This window comes from Variovorax sp. SG517, from assembly GCF_013376045.1.
Classification (GTDB): domain Bacteria; phylum Pseudomonadota; class Gammaproteobacteria; order Burkholderiales; family Burkholderiaceae_C; genus Variovorax.
On the sequence record NZ_JABMJG010000003.1, the window covers coordinates 652,867 to 670,046 of the forward strand.

Below are 17,180 nucleotides of genomic sequence, written 5' to 3' on the forward strand. Positions count from 1 at the left end.
CCCCGGCTCCCTTCGGAAAAAAGGGCGCGATTATGAGGGCTCGCGGTGGCCTTGCGGCCTCGGGGTTTCACGCCCATTGCCAGCCCTGACGAGGCATTTCTATAATTGAGTACGTACTCAATCAATAAAGACTGCCGCCGCGAACCATGGCCAGACCCAGAAGCGAAGACAAGCGCAACGCGATCCTCGACGCAGCCATTGCCGAGTTCGCCGTGCGCGGCGCGTGGAGCACGCCCACCTCGGCCGTCTCGCGCGCGGCCGGCGTGGCGGAGGGCACGCTCTTCACCTACTTCGCGAACAAGGAAGTGCTGGTCAACGAGCTCTACCGCCAGCTGAAGACCGAACTCGCCGAAGCCATGCTCGCCGACTGGCCCGAGGAGGCCGACCCCAGGACCAAGTTCCGCCACATCTGGGATGGCTACGTCTACTGGGGCGTCGACAACCCGGAGAAATTCAAGGTGATGTCGCAGCTCAAGGTGTCCGACCAGGTGAGCGACGAAAGCAAGGCCGCAGGCATGGCGCCGTTCCTGCGGCTGGAGGTGCTCGCCAAGGAATGCATCAGCAAGAAGCTGATCCGCGACCAGCCGCTGCCCTTCCTCGGCGCGATGCTGGGCGCGATGGCCGAGGCCACGATGGTCTTCGTCGCGCAGACGAAGAGCAGGAAAGGGCGCGCCGACTACTGCGAAGCCGGCTTCGAAACCTTCTGGCGCGGCATCGTCGTCGCCTGATTCCACGCACGCAGATTCCCACGAAAGAAAACCGCACCATGCCCAAGCTCAAGCGCCGCCATTTCGTCCTCGGCACCGTAGGGGCCGTCGGCGCCCTCGTCGTCGGCTGGTCGGCCACGCCGGTTGCCCCGCGGCTCGTGCCCGCCCAACCGTTGCCCACGGCCCCTGGGCAGGTCGCGCTCAACGGCTGGGTCAAGGTGGGCAGCGACAACACGGTCACGCTGATGATGTCGCAGTCGGAAATGGGGCAGGGCACGCACACGGGCCTTTCGATGCTTCTGGCCGAGGAGATGGGCGCCTCGCTCGAGCAGATCCGGCTGGAGACGGCCGGCTCCGACGCCATCTACAACAACCAGGCGGCGATCCTCGACGCGCTGCCCTTCCGGCCCGGCGACGAGGGCGCCATGAAGCGCTCGACCGAGCATGTGATGGGCAAGCTGCTGCGCGCGATCCCGGGGCTTTCGGGTACGGGCGGATCGTCGAGCATCACCGACCAGTGGATGCCGCTGCGCGAAGCCGGCGCGTCGGCGCGCGTCATGCTAGTGGGCGCCGCCGCCGCGCAGTGGCAGGTGCCGGCGGCCGAATGCCGCGCCGAGGCCGGGCGCGTGCTGCACCAGGCAAGCGGCAGGAGCGCCACTTTCGGCGAACTGGCGCCGAAGGCCGCGCAACAGCCGCTGCCGGCGCAGGTGGCGCTGAAGAAGCCGGCCGACTTCAAGCTCATCGGCCAGCCCGCTCGGCGCATGGACGGCGCGGCCAAGCTCGATGGCTCCGCCACCTTCGGCCTCGACGTGCTTGCGCCGGGCCTGCTGTACGCGAGCATCGCGATGTGCCCGACCACCGGCGGCCGCGTGGCGAGCTTCGACGCCAGCGCCGCGCAGAAGCTGCCCGGCGTGCGCAAGGTGATGGCGCTGGAGCCGGTCGGCGCCACGCTCATCGGCACCGGCGCCACGCCCGGCGGCGTGGCCGTGATCGCCGACACGCCGTACCACGCGATGCGCGCGGTGAAGGCACTCGTCATCGAATGGGACCACGGCCCGGCCGCCAGTCTTTCCAGCGCGGAAATGATCGATCGCCTGTCACAGACCCTGCGCACCAGCCCCGGCAACGCCCGGCTGGACGACGGCGACGTGGCCGCCGCGTTCCGCTCGGCCGCCAAGACCATCGAGGCCGAGTACCGCGTGCCCTTCCTGGCCCACGCGACCATGGAGCCGATGAATTGCACCGTGCAGTTCAAGGACGGCAAGGCGACAGTCTGGGCGCCGACGCAGGCGCCGGGCTTCACGCGCAGCGCGGCGGCCAAGGCGCTAGGCATCGATGCGGACAAGGTCGAACTGCACGTGACCTACCTCGGCGGCGGCTTCGGCCGGCGCTACAGCACCGACTTCGTCACCCAGGCCGCCACGCTGGCGCGCGAGACCGCAGGCGCGCCGGTGCAGCTCTTCTGGTCGCGCGAGGAGGACATGGCGCACGACTTCTATCGGCCCGCCTACGTGGCGCGCTGCAGGGCGGGCTTCGACGCCGCCGGCGCGCTGGTCGCCTGGCAGACCACCACGGCCGGTTCGAGCATGGGCGCGCCCTCGCTCATGGACACCGCCACCGACGGCGCCTGGAACACGGCCTACGCCTTTCCCAATGCGCGCGTGGCGCACGTGCCGGTGGAATCGGCCATGCCCACGGGCGTGTGGCGCTCCGTCGCGCATTCGCAGAACGCCTTCTTCGTGGAGAGCTTCATCGACGAATGCGCGGCCGCCGCCGGCAAGGATCCGGTGGCCTTTCGCGCCGCGCTGCTCGCGAAGGACGAGCGGCACATGCGCGTGCTGAAACGCGTGGCGGAGCTGTCGAACTGGGGCCAGCCGCCCGCAGCGGGGCCCGATGGCGCGAAGAGGGCGCGGGGCCTCGCGATCCATCGCTCCTTCGGCAGCATCGTCGCGCAGGTGGCCGAGGTGTCGGTCTCGCCCGAGAAGCAGGTGCGCGTGCATCGCGTGGTTTGCGTCATCGACTGCGGCGTGGCCGTCAACCCGAACCTCGTGCGCCAGCAGATGGAAGGTGCCATCGTCTACGGCCTCTCGGCCGCGCTGCACGGCGAGATCACGGTCGAAAAGGGGCAGGTGCAGCAGAGCAACTTCCACGACTACATGCCGCTGCGCATGAACGAGTGCCCCGTCATCGAGATCGACATCGTCGCCGGCAGCGAGGAGCCCGGCGGCGTGGGCGAGCCCGGCACGCCGCCCATCGCGCCGGCGGTGGCCAACGCAGTCTTCGCGCTCACCGGCCAGCGGCTGCGCAGCCTGCCGCTGCGGCTTGTCTGACTCCCGACATTCGTACCTTCCATCCAAGAGAGAGACGCCATGACCACCACGATCACCGTCAACGGCAAGACCACCACCGTCGATGCGGAGCCTGATACGCCCCTGCTGTGGGTGCTGCGCGGCGAGATGAAGCTCGTCGGCACCAAGTTCGGTTGCGGCAAGGCCCTGTGCGGCGCCTGCACGGTGCACCTCGACGGCGAGGCGGTGCGCTCCTGCGTCACGCCGATCGAGGCGGTGGGCGCCCGCGAGGTCACCACCATCGAGGGGCTGAAGGGCAAGGAGGCCGACGCCCTGCGCCGGGCCTGGAGCGAGGTCGACGTGGTGCAGTGCGGCTACTGCCAGAGCGGCCAGCTGATGTCGGCCTGCGCGCTGCTCAGGAAGACGCCCAAGCCCAGCGACGAGGACGTCTCCAGCGCCATGAGCGGTAACATTTGCCGCTGCGGGACCTACCCGCGGATCCGGGCCGCGATCCACCTCGCGGCCGGGTCGGTGGCGAGCTGACGGGCCGGTTTTTGGCCAGGATGGGGCCGAAAGCCGGGGGAAGAGCGCGGTAACGCTTTTTGCTGCGTGGCTGTTTACAAAAATTAAGAAAATTTCCGTATTCATCGAAAAAGTCGCGAAATAAAATTTTTACGGAAACAGGGGATATGAAGCTTTTGTACTCCGCCGTACCATCCGCGCGGCCTGCTTCCGGCCTCCCCCAGTTCCCGACTTTCGATGACTTCCCCAGATCCCTCCCGGACACGAGCGTTGTCCGTGGCCGATACGCTGCGTGACCGCATCTTCGACGGCGAGATCGCTCCCGGCTCCCACTTGATGGAAATATCGCTGGCCACCGAGCTCGGCGTCTCGCGCACGCCGGTTCGCGGCGCGATGGCACGGCTGGCGGACGAGGGGCTGCTGGTCTACCTGCCCAACAAGGGCTTCCAGGTGAGGCGCTTCAACGCGAAGGACGTGCACGACGCCTTCAGCGTGCGCGCCACGCTGGAGGGCATGTGCTGCCGGCTGATCGGCGATGTCGGCCTCGACGGCACGGCGCTGGCGCAGTTGACGGCCATGCTCGACGAGCAGCACGAACTGCTGCACCACACCGGGGAATGGTCCGAAGGCCGCGGCGCGCGCTGGCAGGACCTGGATCAGGCCTTCCACTACAAGCTGCTGGCGCTGGCGGACAACCGCTGGCTCACCGAGGCGGTGCAGCGCGCCAGCCAGTTGCCGATCATCTTCGACAGCAAGCTGCGGCCCCACAACCGCGAGGCCTCGATGCTGCTGCACCGGCACGAGCAGGCCCTTCAGGCGTTCGCGGAGCATTGCCGCATCGTCGAGGCGCTGGGCCGGCAGGAGGCCGCCGCCGCCGAGGTCGCCATGCGCGACCACGTCAATGCCAATCGCGACCTGCTGGTGCTCTACCTGAGCCAGAAGAACCCGACCCGCGTTCGGGCGCTGGTCTGAAAGAAGCTCAGGCGCTCCCCTGGCCGCCGCGCGCGGCCGGCGCCGGCAGGTAGGCCCCCGACTCGAAGAGCTGCGCCTCGGCCTGGTCGATGCGTTTGATCACCGGCTTGCCCGCGCGGCTGGCCAGCAGCTCGACCAGCGCTTCCGTCACCGCCACCCCGGCCGCGACCGAGGGGAAGAAAGAAGGGCTGTTGATCGTGAAGAGCAGCGTCTCGTCCGCCAGCAGCGACAGCGGCGACGTCACGCTGTCGGTGATGGCGACGATGCGGCAGCCGGCCGCCTTTGCGGCCTGCGTTACCTGCAGCGCCTCGCGCGAGTAGGGCGCGAAGCTCGCCACCACCAGTGCGTCGCCCTTGGCGAAGGCGCGCTGCTGCATCTCCAGCGAGCCCCCCTGGCCGTCGACCAGATGCACGCTGGCGCGGAAGATCCGATACACGTACACGAACGAGAACGCGATCGGAAAGCAGGCCCGGAACCCGGCGGCGTGCACGGTGGGCGCCTTCTCGATGAGCGCGCAGGCCTTCTGCAACGCCTGCTCGCTCTGCTGGTGCGTGGCCTCCAGGTTGCGCCGCTGCACCTCGAACATCTCGCCAGTCAGTGTCTGGTCGCTGGCGCGGCCGACGAGCTGCTTGGCCCGGCCGCCGTAGGTCTCGGAGCCCAGGCCCATGTCGGCGGCGAAAGCCTCCTTCAGCTGCGGCCAGCCCTCGAAGCCCATGTGCTGCGCGAAACGCACGAGCGTCGCGGGCGTGCTCTGCGAACGCGTGCCCACGTTGCGCATCGAGCCCGTGACCACCTCGTTCGGATGGTCGAGCACGTAGCGCGCCACCTGCTGAAGGGCGGGGCTCAGTTCGTTGAAACGCTGGCGGATCTGCTCTTTGGCGCCCATGGCGGTGTCTCTCTTTGGCCTGTCTGGAACAAATGTACCGGAGGCGTGGAACTCTGGAGGTTGACGGAACAAATGTTCCAAACAATAATTCGGCGGAAACGTTAGTTCCAAACCCCCATCCATGACACACGTCTTCCACCGCCATCTCCGCCAGACCCCGCCCGTCGCCGTGGGCTCCCAGGGCATGTTCATCCGCGACGCCGAGGGCCGCGAGTACCTCGACGCCTCCGGCGGTGCGGCCGTGTCGTCGCTCGGCCATGCGCACCCGGAGGTGATGGCCGCCATGCACGCGCAGATCGACAAACTGGCCTACGCCCACACCAGCTTCTTCACGAGCGAAGTGGCCGAGCAGCTGGCCGACGAGCTGATCGGCTCCGCGCCCGAGGGCATGAGCCACGTCTACCTGGTGAGCGGCGGCTCCGAGGCGGTGGAGTCGGCGCTGAAGATGGCGCGGCAGTACTTCGTGGAAATCGGCCAGCCGCAGCGCACGCACTTCATCGCGCGCCGCCAGAGCTACCACGGCAACACGCTGGGCGCGCTGGCCGTGGGCGGCAACGCATGGCGCCGCGAACCCTTCGCGCCCATCCTCGTGCCGGCCACGCACGTGTCGCCCTGCTACCCCTACCGCGAGCAGCTTGCCGACGAGAGCGCCGAGCAGTACGGCCTGCGCCTCGCGGCCGAACTGGAGGCGGCCATCGTCGCGCAGGGCGCCGACCGCGTGATCGCCTTCGTCGCCGAGACCGTCGGCGGCGCCACGGCCGGCGTGCTCACGCCGGTGCCGGGCTACTTCAAGGCGGTGCGCGCGGTGTGCGACAAGTACGGCGTGCTGCTGATCCTCGACGAGGTGATGTGCGGCATGGGCCGCACCGGCTCGCTGCACGCCTGCGAGCAGGAGGGCGTGGTGCCCGACCTCATGACCGTCGCCAAGGGCCTGGGCGGCGGCTACCAGCCGGTGGGCGCGGTGCTGGCGCAGCGCCGCATCGTCGAGGCGATGTCCAAGGGCAGCGGCTTCTTCCAGCACGGCCACACCTACCTCGGCCACCCCATGGCCTGCGCCGCCGCGCTCGCGGTGCAGCAGGTGATCCGCCGCGACGGCCTGGTCGCCAAGGTGCGGGAAGACGGCATCGCCTTCGGCGCGATGCTGGCCGAGGCGCTGGGCTCGCATCCGCACGTGGGCGACATCCGCGGGCGGGGCTTCTTCTGGGGCATCGAGCTGGTGGCCGACCGCGCGAGCAAGGCGCCTTTCGATCCGGCGCTGAAGATCAACGCCACCATCAAGAAGGACGCCATGTCGCGCGGCCTGCTGTGCTATCCCTTCGGCGGCACGGTCGACGGCCGCCAGGGCGACCACGTGCTGCTGGCGCCGCCCTTCATCGCCACCCGGGCCGATCTGCAGGAGATCGCCGCGCGGCTCGCGGCCTCCATCGACGCGGTCACGCGTGCCGCGGCGCGCTGAGCGCTCCCTTTTCCGTCCGTTCGTTTTCCCCCAACCATCGTTCCGAGGAGCGTTCCATGCCCAAGCTTCGTCCGCTGTTTTCCTTCGCCGCCGTGCTTGCGGCCGTGCTCATGCCCTTTGCCGCCGCCCAGGCGCAGGAGAACGACACGCTCGCCAAGATCAAGGCCAGCGGCTCCATCACCTTCGGCTACCGGGAGTCGTCCTTCGGCTTCTCGTACCTCGACGCCAACCTCAAGCCCATCGGCTACAGCATCGAGATCTGCAACCGCATCGTCGAGGCGGTGAAGAGCGAGCTGAAGATGCCGGCCGTCGAGATCAAGTACCAGGCCGTCACCTCGGCCAACCGCATTCCGCTGGTGCAGAACGGCACGGTCGACATCGAGTGCGGCTCCACCACCAACCTCGTCGAGCGGCAGAAGCTGGTGGCCTTCTCGCCGGACATCTTCCGCTACAACGTGCGCATGCTGGTGAAGGCCGATTCGGGCATCAAAAGCATCGCCGACCTGCAGGGCAAGACGGTGGCCACCACCAGCGGCACCACCTCGTTCCGCCTGCTGCGCGAGGCCGACCGCGGCCGCAACCTGGAAGTGACCAACCTCGCGGGCAAGGACCACAGCGACTCCTTCCTGCTGGTGGAAAGCGGCCGTGCCCAGGCCTTCGTGCTCGACGACATCCTGCTGGCCGGGCAGATCGCGAATGCGCGCAACCCCAAGGACTTCATCATCACCGGCGAGAGCCTGCGCACCGAGAACCAGTCGCTGATGTTCCGCAAGGATGACCCGGTCTTCAAGGCGCTGGTCGACCGCGTGGTCTCGGGCATGATGAAGTCGGGCGAGATGGAAAAGCTCTATGCGAAGTGGTTCATGTCGCCCATTCCGCCCAAGGGCATCAACATCAACTACCCGCTGAATGCCGAGACGAAGGAGGCCTTCGCCAATCCTTCCTCCAAAGGCATCTGAACGATTTCCCCCGAGCTCATGACCCGCATTGCCCTGATCCACGCGCTCTCGCATTCCGTCGCGCCCATCAACGAAGCCTTCGCGCGCGACTGGCCCGAGGCCGTGCGCATGAACCTGCTCGACGACAGCCTCTCGGCCGATTTGGCGCGCAATGGAAAGGGGCTCGACGACGCCATGCACGAGCGCTTCCAGCGCCTGGCGCAGTACGCGGTCGACACGGGCGCGCAGGGCATCCTCTTCACCTGCTCGGCCTTCGGGCCGTGCATCGAGGCGGTGGCGCGGCGGCACGCGGGCATTCCGGTACTCAAGCCCAACGAGGCCATGATCGACGAGGCGGTGCAGGGGCAGGGCAGGCTGGGCCTCATCGCCACCTTCGCGCCCACGCTGGCGTCGATGCCGCCGGAGTTTCCTTCGGAGGTCGCGCTGGAAACCGCGCTTGCCGAAGGCGCGCTCGATGCCCTGAACGCGGGCGACACGCAGCACCACGACGCCCTGATCGCCGCGCAGGCGGTCGCGCTGCGGGAGCGCGGCTGCACGCGCATCGCGCTGGCGCAGTTCAGCATGGCGCGGGCACGCGCTGCGTGCGAGGCGGCCAGCGGCCTGCCGGTGCTCACCACGGTCGACAGCGCGGTGCGCGCGCTGCGCCGGCGCACCGCTTCGGGCTCAGCGTAGGCGCGAGCCTTCGATCACCGAGAACAGCGCCGTCATCGCGATCTGGGCCGCGTCGCTGCGCCCCAGGTTGCGGACCAGGCCGGTCTCGCGGTCGGTCGCTTCCAGCCCCTGCGACAGGCGCCGGTAGATGTCCGCCGAGGGCATGCACGCCGAGGTGCCCAGCGCGTCGCAGTACGTGTCGGCGAGCACGCCCGCGAGCTGCTCGCTCTGCTCGTTCGACAGCTTCATCGGATCGCCCGCGAACACCACGGCGATGCAGTGCATCAGGTAGGCCTGTGTCTCGAGCGAGAACGACTGCTGCCGCACGTAGCACTCCACGGCCGACCAGAAGAGCGGCTCGGAGGTGCGGCGCCAGCTCTCGAGCACCTTGCGCGCCTTCGCCACCAAATCGGCATGCGTGTCGCCGGGCTCTGTGGGGCGCAGCGCCAGGCCCTGCAGGGTGAGGGCGGCCTCGGAGCCGGCCGCGCCGAGGATGAAGCTCCAGAACTTCCAGCGCGCGTACCACTTCTTGTCGTGCGCGGGGTCCAGCGGCTCGAGCAGCCAGAAATCGATGGTCTGCACGGCGTCGCCGCGCTGCTCGGCCACGTTGCCGTCGCCCAGGTCGAGTGCCGCCATGCCCGACTGCATGCGGTCGGCCTCGATGTGCCCTTGCGCGACGATGCCCGCGCTGGAGCCCGAGCGGTCGATGTCGAGCAGCCGCTGCATCAGCTGCTGCAGTTCGTGGGCCGATGCGCCCGTGGCCTCGACCACGCGCCGCATCGAGGCGCGCTGCTCGCATTCGAGGTCCTGGGCGTTCTTGCGGCGGTCCTCGCCGTGATCGTCGAAAGTCGACGCGTGTTCTTCCAGCCTGTCGCTGCGCGTGAACGTTCGCATTACCGATGACTCCTGCGGGCGTCTCACACACACCCTGATACGTGACTGTGTGTCAATGCAGGGGGCCTGAACATCACCGAAACAGGGGATGCTGAGCCGGGGCTGACCTGCCCCCTCGTGATAATGGCTGCACTTGAAAAGGAGTACGCGTGGATATTGTTTTGCTGGCCAAGGCCGCCGTCATGGGCATCGTCGAAGGCCTCACCGAATTTCTTCCCATCTCTTCGACTGGCCACCTGATCCTTGCGGGCTCCCTGCTCGGCGGCTTCGGCGACAACCGGGGCAAGGTCTTCGAGATCGCCATCCAGACCGGCGCGATCTTCGCGGTGATCCTGGTCTACTGGCAGAAGATCCGATCGACTGTCGTCGCGCTGCCCCGCCAGCCCAAGGCCCAGCGCCTGGCGCTCAACATCTTCATCGGCTTCCTGCCCGCGGTGGTGCTGGGCCTGCTGTTCGGCAAGGTCATCAAGGAGCACCTGTTCATCCCGACCGTGGTGGCCAGCACCTTCATCATCGGCGGCTTCATCATCCTGTGGGCCGAGAAGCGTCCGCCAGGATCGGTGCGCGTCGAGCATGTCGACGACATGACGCCGTGGGACGCGCTCAAGGTCGGCCTGGTGCAGTGCTTCGCGATGATCCCGGGCACCAGCCGCAGCGGCTCGACCATCATCGGCGGCATGCTGCTGGGCCTGTCGCGCCAGGCGGCGACCGACTTCTCGTTCTTCCTGGCCATTCCCACGCTGATCGGCGCGGGCCTCTACAGCATCTACAAGGAGCGCGCGGCGCTCTCGATGGCCGACGTGCCGCTGTTCGCCGTGGGCCTGGTGTTTTCGTTCATCAGCGCCTGGCTGTGCGTGCGCTGGCTGCTGAAGTACATCAGCAGCCACAGTTTCATTCCCTTCGCCTGGTACCGCATCGCCTTCGGCATCCTGGTGCTGGCCACCGCGTGGACCGGCACCGTGGTCTGGGCCGACTGATCCGATCCTGAAACTTCAGTTCGCGGCGCCCAGCAGGGCGCTCGCGGCCCTGGCTTCCTGCCGCACCGCAGCGGCGATGGGTCCGTCGATCGACGGATCGAAGCCGCCCGTGGCACCCAGCGCGGTGATCACGGCGCAGACCCTTCCCGCGTAGTCGTACACCGGCGCCGCCACGGCGCTGATGCCGCGCAGGTAGGTGTCCTTCACGCTCGCGCAGTGCGCCTGGCGCACCTCGCGGCGCAGCTGTCCGATTGGGTCTTTCGCGTCGAGCTGCGCGCGCATCTCCGGCGTGGCCTCGCCCAGTTCCTGCTCGGCCAGCGCGACCACGCGCGATTCGTCGAGCAGCCCCAGGAAGGCCCGTCCGGTGGCCGACCACAGCATCGACATCACCGAGCCGGCGCGCACGTTCACCGTGACCGGCAGGCCCGGCTCCTCGAAGCGCACGATGGTCGGGCCCTTGTTGCCCATCACCGCCACGAAGCAGGTCACCTCCAGCGATTCGCGCAGGCGGATCAGGCAGGGCTCGGCCGCGCGGATCGGGTCGGCCTGACGCATGGCGGCCAGGCCGATCTGGATGGCTTCGGTGCCCAGGTAGTAGTGCTGCGAGACGGCGTCCTGCAGGACCAGGCCGGCTTCCATCAGGCTCGCAAGGTAGCGGTGCACCTTGGCCGGGCTCTCCGCGACGTGCGCCGACAGCGCGGTCAGGCTGCTGCGCCCGCCCAGGTGCGCCAGCCCCTTGAGCACCGACATGCCGGTCTCGGCGGACTGCACCCGCTGGCGGCGTTCGCGGGCGGGGGAGGCGGATGAGAGGGGCTCGGACTCGTTGGGCTGGGTCATGACGGCTGGATGTTAGGTGCTCACCCGGGGAGGCCGGGTAAACCCGCGATCCGTGAATTACGCTATGCGTATGATAATTACGCAATACACAAAATCCCTCACGGAAACTCCCTCATGAAGAAGCACATCGCCCGCTGCCTCGCTGTTCTTTCGCTGGCTGCCGCGGCCGCCAGCGCCGGCGCCCAGCAGGCCTATCCCGCCAAGCCGATCCGCTGGATCGTTCCCTATGCAGCCGGCGGCGGTTCCGACTTCCTGGCGCGCACGGTTGCGCAGACGCTGTCGACCCAGGTCGGGCAGCCGGTGCTGGTGGACAACAAGCCCGGCGGCAACACCGCGCTGGCCGCTTCCGAGACCACGCGCGCCGCGGCCGACGGCTACACCGTGCTGTCGGCCGACAACGGCACGCTGGTGTTCAACCCCGCGCTCTACAAGTCGCTGAGCTACAACCCCACGAAGGATCTGGCGCCAGTCACGCTGATGGGCAAGTTCCCGATGATCCTGGTCGTCGGCGCCAACTCGGGCTTCAGCTCGGCCAAGGACTTCATCGCCCAGGCCCGCGCCAAGCCGGGCGGCATCAACTACGCCTCGGCCGGCGCGGGCAGTCCGCACCACCTGGCGATGGAGCTGCTGAAGGTGGAGGCCAAGCTCTTCATGGTCCACGTGCCGTATCGCGGCGCCGCGCCGGCGCTGGCCGACGTGGTCGGCGGGCAGCTGCCGGCCATGATGGTCGACCTGGCCGCGGGCTCCGGCTTCATCAAGGGCGGCAAGGTGAAGGCGCTGGCGGTTGCCAACCCGACGCGCCTGCCGCAGCTGCCCGACGTGCCCACCTTCGCCGAGCTCGGCTACAAGAACGTCGAGGCCGCCGCGCTGGTCGGCGTGGTGGTGCCCTCGGCCACGCCCGCGGACGTGGTGAACACGCTCAACCGCCAGCTGGTCGCCGCCATCAACGAGCCCTCTGTGCGCACGCGCATGGTCGACTTCGGCGTGGAGCCGGTCGGCAACACGCCCGCGCAGTACGCCGCGCTGCTCAGGAGCGAAACCGAGCGCTGGCACAAGCTGATCCGCGACCTGAAGATCACCCTCGACTGAAGCTGCCTGCCATGTCCGATACCGTCACGCCATCGCGCGCCTCCGGCTGCCCCGTCGCGCACGGGCCGCTGTCCTCCGAGCGCACGCCCACCGGCTGCCCCGTGAGCCAGCGCGCCGCCGGTTTCGACCCCTTCGAGGACGGCTACCAGCAGGACCCGCCCGAGTACGTGCGCTGGGCGCGCGAACAGGAGCCCATCTTCTACAGCCCCAAGCTGGGCTACTGGGTGCTCACGCGCTACGAGGACATCAAGGCGGTGTTCCGCGACAACATCACCTTCAGCCCGTCGATCGCGCTCGAGAAGATCACGCCCACGGGCGAGGAGGCCAACGCGGTGTTGGCTTCGTACGGCTTCGCGCTCAACCGCACGCTGGTCAACGAGGACGAGCCCGCCCACATGCCGCGCCGCCGCGCGCTGATGGACCCCTTCACGCCCGAGGCGCTGAAGCACCACGAGCCCATGGTGCGCGAGCTGGCGCGCGAGTACGTCGACCGCTTCATCGACGACGGCCGCGCCGACCTCGTCGATCAGATGCTGTGGGAGATCCCGCTCACCGTGGCGCTGCATTTCCTCGGCGTGCCCGAGGAAGACATGGACACGCTGCGCAAGTACTCCATCGCCCACACCGTCAACACCTGGGGCCGCCCGAAGCCCGAGGAGCAGGTGGCGGTGGCGCACGCGGTCGGCAACTTCTGGCAGTACGCCGGCAAGGTGCTCGACAAGATGCGCCAGGACCCGGACGCACCCGGTTGGATGCAGTACGGCATCCGCAAGCAGATGCAGCAACCCGATGTGGTGACCGACTCGTACCTGCACTCGATGATGATGGCCGGCATCGTCGCCGCGCACGAGACCACGGCCAACGCCACCGCCAACGCGATGAAGCTGCTGCTGCAGCACCCGCAGGTGTGGCGCGAGCTGTGCGAAGACCCGGGGCTCATTCCCAACGCGGTGGAGGAGTGCCTGCGCCACAACGGCTCGGTGGCCGCGTGGCGGCGCATGGTCACCAAGGACACCCAGGTCGGCGGCGTCGACCTGCCGGCGGGCTCGCGCCTGCTCATCGTCACCTCGTCGGCCAACCACGACGAGGGGCATTTCTCGGATGCCGACCTGTTCGACATCCGCCGCGACAACGCCAGCGACCATCTCACCTTCGGCTACGGCTCGCACCAGTGCATGGGCAAGAACCTGGCGCGCATGGAGATGCAGATTTTCCTGGAGGAGTTCACGCGCCGGCTGCCGCACATGCGGTTGTCGGAGCAGCGCTTCACCTACGTGCCGAACACCTCGTTCCGCGGTCCCGAGCACCTGTGGGTGGAATGGGACCCGGCCGCCAACCCCGAGCGCAAGAACCCGGGCCTGCGCGACGTGCGCGTGCCGGTGCGCATCGGCGAGCCCTCGGCGCATTCCATCGCGCGGCCGGTGGTGGTGCAGGGCGTGACGCCGGTGGCCGAGGGCATCGTCAGGTTGCGCCTCGTGTCGCCCGATGGCAAGCCGCTGCCGCGCTGGACCGCCGGCGCGCACATCGACGTCGAATGCGGAACGCCCGAACTCTCGCGCCAGTATTCGCTGTGCGGCGACCCCGACGACACGGGCGCCTTCGAGATCGCCGTGCTGCACGAGCCCGAGGGGCGCGGCGGCTCGGCATGGGTGCATGCAAATGTGAAGCCGGGCGACCGGCTGCGCATCCGCGGCCCGCGCAATCACTTCAGGCTCGACGAATCGCTGAAGAAGGCGATCTTCATCGCCGGCGGCATCGGCATCACGCCGGTGAGCGCGATGGCGCGCCGCGCCAAGGCGCTGGGCATGGACTACGAGCTGCACTACAGCGGCCGCAGCCGCCGCAGCATGGCCTTCGTCGACGAACTCGCTGCGCTGCATGGCGACCGGCTGCATCTGCACGTCGCCGATGAAGGCCGGCGCAACGACCTGCAGGCGCTGCTCGCGCAGCCGGTGCCCGGCGCGCAGGTCTACGCCTGCGGCCCGCTGCGCATGCTGCAGGCGCTGGAAGAGTGCTGCGCCGCATGGCCCGAGGGCGCGCTGCGCGTGGAGCATTTCGAATCCACGCTGGCCACGCTCGATCCATCGAAGGAACATGCCTTCGAGGTGGAGCTGAAGGATTCGGGCCTCGTCCTCACCGTGCCGCCCGACCAGACCCTGCTGACCGCGCTGCGCGCCGCCAACGTCGACGTGCAGAGCGATTGCGAGGAAGGCCTGTGCGGCTCCTGCGAAGTACGCGTGCTCGCGGGCAAGGTCGATCATCGCGACGTGGTGCTCACGCGGGTGGAGCGCGACGCGAACACGAAGATGATGGCCTGCTGCTCACGCGCCTGCGAAGGGCGGCTGGTGCTGGAGCTCTGAGGTCTCAGCTCAGGTGGCGAGCGGCATCCGCAGCGCCACCCGGGTCTCACCGGGGCGCGACTGCAGGTGCAGCTCGGCGCCGAGTCGGCGGGCCCGCGTGCGCAGATTGCGCAGCCCTGCGCCCGCCGTCTGGTCATCGACCGCGAAGCCGCGCCCGTCGTCGCGCACGCTGAGCTGGAGCTCGGCGCCCGCGCGCTCCACCGTCACGTCCACGCGCCGGCTCGCGCTGTGCTTGAGCACGTTGGTCAGCGCCTCCTGCAGGAAGCGCATCAGGTCCAGGCTCTGCGATGGCGGCAGCTCCAGCGTCTCGATGCCCGACACCTGCCAGCGGCAGTCGATGCCGTTGGCGTCGAGCAGCTGCGCGCTGCGATGGCGCATCGGCACCAGCAGCTCGCCGAGCGCGCGGGCGCCGTGGTCGTGGCCGGTGGCGTCGATGATCAGCCGCAGGTCGTCGCGCAGGCGCTTGAGCATGGCCAGCAGCTCCGGCGCGCTGAGGTTCTCGGGCTTGCGCTCCAGCGTCGCGATGCTGCCCACCAGCATGCCGCCGAGCCCGTCGTGCAGGTCGCTCACCAGGTTCACCCGCTCGCCGATGCGCGCATGCGCCAGCTCCAGCGCATGCTGCTGCGCCAGCGTGGCGGCAAGCTCGGCCTTGGCCGCGTTCACTTCCTCGATCAGCTCGGTGTTGAAGTTCTCGATGCGCCGCAGGCTCTGCGCGAAGCGCGCGGCCTGCGTCAGCGCCATGCCCAGCAGCAGCACGTACGACGACATGTTGGTGTAGTAGACGTTGCTGTCGATCACCTGCGTGAACACCAGCAGGTCGTGCGCGCCCGTCACGGCCGAGATCGCCATGAACGGCGCGATGGAGCGCACCGGGCTGCCGCGATGGCGCCAGCCGTACACGAGGGCGTAGCTGTTCACCGCGATGATGGTGAGGCCGCCCACCAGCGTCCAGATGGCCCGGTGCACCGCCAGCGACGGCTCGGGCGCCAGCCACAGGTCGAGCACGCCGGCCAGCGCCACCAGCGCGGCCGCGCCTTCGAGCCGTGGCAGGCGGCGCCCGCAGTAGCGCAGCACGAAGAGCAGGTAAGACACGCTGAACACCAGCAGCAGCGAGGTGTTGAGTGCCTGCCAGTGATGGTTGGAGCTGAAGGGCCAGGGGCTGGTCGCGATCTGGTTGTAGGCGAACAGCAGCCACAGCACCGACATCACGGCGAACCAGCCGTAGGCCGTCTCGCGCCGGCGCAGCCACCACCAGGCGGCGAAGAAGGCCGAGACCGCCGCGCTGACCGCGAGGCCAAGCACCTGCAGGTCGCGCCGCACCAGCCGCTCGCGTTCGAATCGCGACTGCATCGCCGCCGGCTCGCCGACCTCGACCGGCCCCAGCCCCGCCTGGTAGGGCGCCAACCCCGAAACGCGCACCAGCAGCGTGTTGGTGCCGGGCTTCAGCAGAGGCGGTGCCAGCAGCCAGTAGCGCGGCGTGTTCCAGGCGCGCGTGAGCGGCTCGACCAGGCTTTCGTCGCGCGAGATCGTCGTGCCGTTGAGCGACACCTCGCCGGCCATGTTCAGGTAGTTCAGCAGCAGGCCGGCTTCACGCAGCTGTTCGGGCTGCTCCCATGTCAGGCGATACCAGACCACGCCGTCGAAGCCGGGCCAGCGGGTGGCCCAGCTGTCGGGCAGGGCGACGGGCGTCCAGCCCTCGGCGGGCGGGGCGGTGTCGTTCCAGCCGGTGCCGCGCACGGCCTCCGCGCGCAGCGTCGGAGCGGCGGTTTCTCCGGCGGCGATGGCCGGGCAGGCCGCGAGAAGAAGCAGGACGACCGCGCCGGTCAGCGCAGCAAGCCATGCCTTCGCGCTTCGAAGACGGCTTCGGTGCGCGAACTGACGGCGAGCTTGCGGTAGATGTTCTTGGTGTGGCATTCCACGGTCAGTCTGGAGATCGATAGCGACTCGGCCATTTCGCGGTTGCTCAGGCCCTGCGAGACGAGCTCGAGTATCCTGCGCTCCCGGCGCGTGAGCGCGGCCGGTGCTTCTCCGGAGGGCTGTGTCGCCGTCTCGGCCGGCGGCGGCGGCTGGTGCGTCGCCACCCAGGCGAGGATATGGCGCGCGATGCTCGGATCGATGGGCGCGCCGCCCTGCTCGATGCTGCGCAGCGCAATGCCCAGCTCGACGTCGTCGCGCTCCTTCAGCAGGTAGCCGATGGCGCCGGCGCGCAGCGCCGCGAAGATGACCTCCTCGGTGCGCCAGGCCGAGATCACCACCGCCGGGATGGCCGGCCGGTTGGCCTGCAGCCAGCCGATGAGCTCGACCCCGCTGCCGTCGGGCAGGCCGATGTCCACCAGCACCACGCCGTAGTCGTGCCCGTCGAGCAGCTGCCGGGCGCCGGCGACGCTGTCGGTCACCGCGATGCGGTTCTCGTCGCAGCCGAGGGTGGACAGCACGTGGCGCAGCCGCTCCTGCATGGCCGGCTCGTCCTCGACGATCAGCGTGGGGCTCAGCGAAACGGGTTCGGCGTCTTCGACAGGGAGAGAGGACATGCGGCGGAATCTTCGGCCGACCTGGCGCGGCGAGTGGAACGTATCTACCAA

At 68.9% G+C, this 17,180-nt stretch carries 15 protein-coding genes; 10 read left to right on the forward strand and 5 right to left on the reverse strand.

From position 1 onward, the window contains the following. The first annotated feature begins 146 nt into the window (after positions 1–146). From FHT32_RS12405 to FHT32_RS12420, 4 genes are all read left to right on the forward strand, one after another. Positions 147–728, forward strand: a complete 582-nt coding sequence (locus tag FHT32_RS12405) for a TetR/AcrR family transcriptional regulator (RefSeq protein ID WP_176664919.1) — start codon at positions 147–149, stop codon at positions 726–728. Between the two features lie 38 nt (positions 729–766). Further along, positions 767–3,037: a xanthine dehydrogenase family protein molybdopterin-binding subunit gene (locus FHT32_RS12410; RefSeq protein WP_176664920.1), complete on the forward strand. Its 2,271-nt coding sequence runs from the start codon at positions 767–769 to the stop codon at positions 3,035–3,037. A 39-nt stretch (positions 3,038–3,076) separates the two neighbouring features. Continuing rightward, on the forward strand, positions 3,077–3,538 hold the full coding sequence (locus FHT32_RS12415; protein WP_176664921.1) for a (2Fe-2S)-binding protein: 462 nt from the start codon (positions 3,077–3,079) through the stop codon (positions 3,536–3,538). Between the two features lie 255 nt (positions 3,539–3,793). Beyond that, positions 3,794–4,489: a GntR family transcriptional regulator gene (locus FHT32_RS12420; RefSeq protein ID WP_176664922.1), complete on the forward strand. Its 696-nt coding sequence runs from the start codon at positions 3,794–3,796 to the stop codon at positions 4,487–4,489. Positions 4,490–4,496: 7 nt separating this feature from the next. Here FHT32_RS12420 and FHT32_RS12425 read toward each other — a convergent pair whose 3' ends face one another. Then, on the reverse strand, positions 4,497–5,375 hold the full coding sequence (locus tag FHT32_RS12425) for a MurR/RpiR family transcriptional regulator (protein ID WP_176664923.1): 879 nt from the start codon (positions 5,373–5,375) through the stop codon (positions 4,497–4,499). Between the two features lie 121 nt (positions 5,376–5,496). Between FHT32_RS12425 and FHT32_RS12430 the strand changes: the two genes are divergently transcribed. Genes FHT32_RS12430 through FHT32_RS12440 form a run of 3 tightly spaced genes read left to right on the forward strand, consistent with a single transcriptional unit; the run spans position 5,497 to position 8,462 of the window. Then, a complete protein-coding gene (locus FHT32_RS12430; protein ID WP_176664924.1) occupies positions 5,497–6,831 on the forward strand; it encodes an aspartate aminotransferase family protein in 1,335 nt (444 codons plus the stop codon). A gap of 56 nt (positions 6,832–6,887) precedes the next feature. After that, entirely contained in the window at positions 6,888–7,790 is a 903-nt protein-coding gene (locus FHT32_RS12435) for a transporter substrate-binding domain-containing protein (protein ID WP_176664925.1), read from the forward strand. Positions 7,791–7,808: 18 nt separating this feature from the next. Beyond that, the gene (locus FHT32_RS12440) at positions 7,809–8,462 is read left to right on the forward strand and encodes an aspartate/glutamate racemase family protein (RefSeq protein WP_176664926.1); all 654 of its coding nucleotides are present in this window, start codon (positions 7,809–7,811) and stop codon (positions 8,460–8,462) included. Here the strand turns inward: FHT32_RS12440 and FHT32_RS12445 are convergent. Continuing rightward, entirely contained in the window at positions 8,454–9,335 is an 882-nt protein-coding gene (locus FHT32_RS12445; protein WP_176664927.1) for a hypothetical protein, read from the reverse strand. The genes FHT32_RS12440 and FHT32_RS12445 overlap by 9 nt on opposite strands. Before the next feature lie 149 nt (positions 9,336–9,484). Here FHT32_RS12445 and FHT32_RS12450 point away from each other — a divergent pair, with 149 nt between their 5' ends. Continuing rightward, positions 9,485–10,312 (forward strand): undecaprenyl-diphosphate phosphatase, encoded by an 828-nt coding sequence (locus FHT32_RS12450; RefSeq protein ID WP_126469236.1) that lies wholly within the window; start codon positions 9,485–9,487, stop codon positions 10,310–10,312. Positions 10,313–10,327: 15 nt separating this feature from the next. Here FHT32_RS12450 and FHT32_RS12455 read toward each other — a convergent pair whose 3' ends face one another. After that, positions 10,328–11,149 (reverse strand): IclR family transcriptional regulator, encoded by an 822-nt coding sequence (locus tag FHT32_RS12455; protein WP_176664928.1) that lies wholly within the window; start codon positions 11,147–11,149, stop codon positions 10,328–10,330. Between the two features lie 114 nt (positions 11,150–11,263). On the opposite strand from FHT32_RS12455, the gene FHT32_RS12460 reads away from it, so the two are divergent. Together FHT32_RS12460 and FHT32_RS12465 are read left to right on the forward strand one after the other, a co-directional pair. After that, on the forward strand, positions 11,264–12,238 hold the full coding sequence (locus FHT32_RS12460) for a tripartite tricarboxylate transporter substrate binding protein (RefSeq protein ID WP_176664929.1): 975 nt from the start codon (positions 11,264–11,266) through the stop codon (positions 12,236–12,238). An 11-nt stretch (positions 12,239–12,249) separates the two neighbouring features. Then, the gene (locus FHT32_RS12465) at positions 12,250–14,598 is read left to right on the forward strand and encodes a cytochrome P450/oxidoreductase (RefSeq protein WP_176664930.1); all 2,349 of its coding nucleotides are present in this window, start codon (positions 12,250–12,252) and stop codon (positions 14,596–14,598) included. Positions 14,599–14,607: 9 nt separating this feature from the next. On the opposite strand, the gene FHT32_RS12470 is transcribed toward FHT32_RS12465, so the two are convergent. Together FHT32_RS12470 and FHT32_RS12475 are read right to left on the reverse strand one after the other, a co-directional pair. Continuing rightward, a complete protein-coding gene (locus FHT32_RS12470) occupies positions 14,608–16,512 on the reverse strand; it encodes an ATP-binding protein (protein WP_176664931.1) in 1,905 nt (634 codons plus the stop codon). After that, the gene (locus FHT32_RS12475; protein ID WP_176664932.1) at positions 16,422–17,129 is read right to left on the reverse strand and encodes a response regulator transcription factor; all 708 of its coding nucleotides are present in this window, start codon (positions 17,127–17,129) and stop codon (positions 16,422–16,424) included. Before FHT32_RS12475 ends, FHT32_RS12470 begins: the two co-directional genes overlap by 91 nt. Positions 17,130–17,180 lie beyond the last annotated feature (51 nt).

Excerpts from the sequence above, each read along its gene's own strand:
- FHT32_RS12455 (WP_176664928.1), bottom strand. The coding sequence starts at position 11,149 with ATGACCCAGCCCAACGAGTCCGAGCCCCTCTCATCCGCCTCCCCCGCC.
- FHT32_RS12405 (WP_176664919.1), top strand. The coding sequence starts at position 147 with ATGGCCAGACCCAGAAGCGAAGACAAGCGCAACGCGATCCTCGACGCA.
- FHT32_RS12415 (WP_176664921.1), top strand. The coding sequence starts at position 3,077 with ATGACCACCACGATCACCGTCAACGGCAAGACCACCACCGTCGATGCG.
- FHT32_RS12460 (WP_176664929.1), top strand. The coding sequence starts at position 11,264 with ATGAAGAAGCACATCGCCCGCTGCCTCGCTGTTCTTTCGCTGGCTGCC.
- FHT32_RS12470 (WP_176664931.1), bottom strand. The coding sequence starts at position 16,512 with ATGCCACACCAAGAACATCTACCGCAAGCTCGCCGTCAGTTCGCGCAC.
- FHT32_RS12445 (WP_176664927.1), bottom strand. The coding sequence starts at position 9,335 with ATGCGAACGTTCACGCGCAGCGACAGGCTGGAAGAACACGCGTCGACT.
- FHT32_RS12430 (WP_176664924.1), top strand. The coding sequence starts at position 5,497 with ATGACACACGTCTTCCACCGCCATCTCCGCCAGACCCCGCCCGTCGCC.
- FHT32_RS12440 (WP_176664926.1), top strand. The coding sequence starts at position 7,809 with ATGACCCGCATTGCCCTGATCCACGCGCTCTCGCATTCCGTCGCGCCC.
- FHT32_RS12465 (WP_176664930.1), top strand. The coding sequence starts at position 12,250 with ATGTCCGATACCGTCACGCCATCGCGCGCCTCCGGCTGCCCCGTCGCG.
- FHT32_RS12410 (WP_176664920.1), top strand. The coding sequence starts at position 767 with ATGCCCAAGCTCAAGCGCCGCCATTTCGTCCTCGGCACCGTAGGGGCC.
- FHT32_RS12475 (WP_176664932.1), bottom strand. The coding sequence starts at position 17,129 with ATGTCCTCTCTCCCTGTCGAAGACGCCGAACCCGTTTCGCTGAGCCCC.
- FHT32_RS12425 (WP_176664923.1), bottom strand. The coding sequence starts at position 5,375 with ATGGGCGCCAAAGAGCAGATCCGCCAGCGTTTCAACGAACTGAGCCCC.
- FHT32_RS12435 (WP_176664925.1), top strand. The coding sequence starts at position 6,888 with ATGCCCAAGCTTCGTCCGCTGTTTTCCTTCGCCGCCGTGCTTGCGGCC.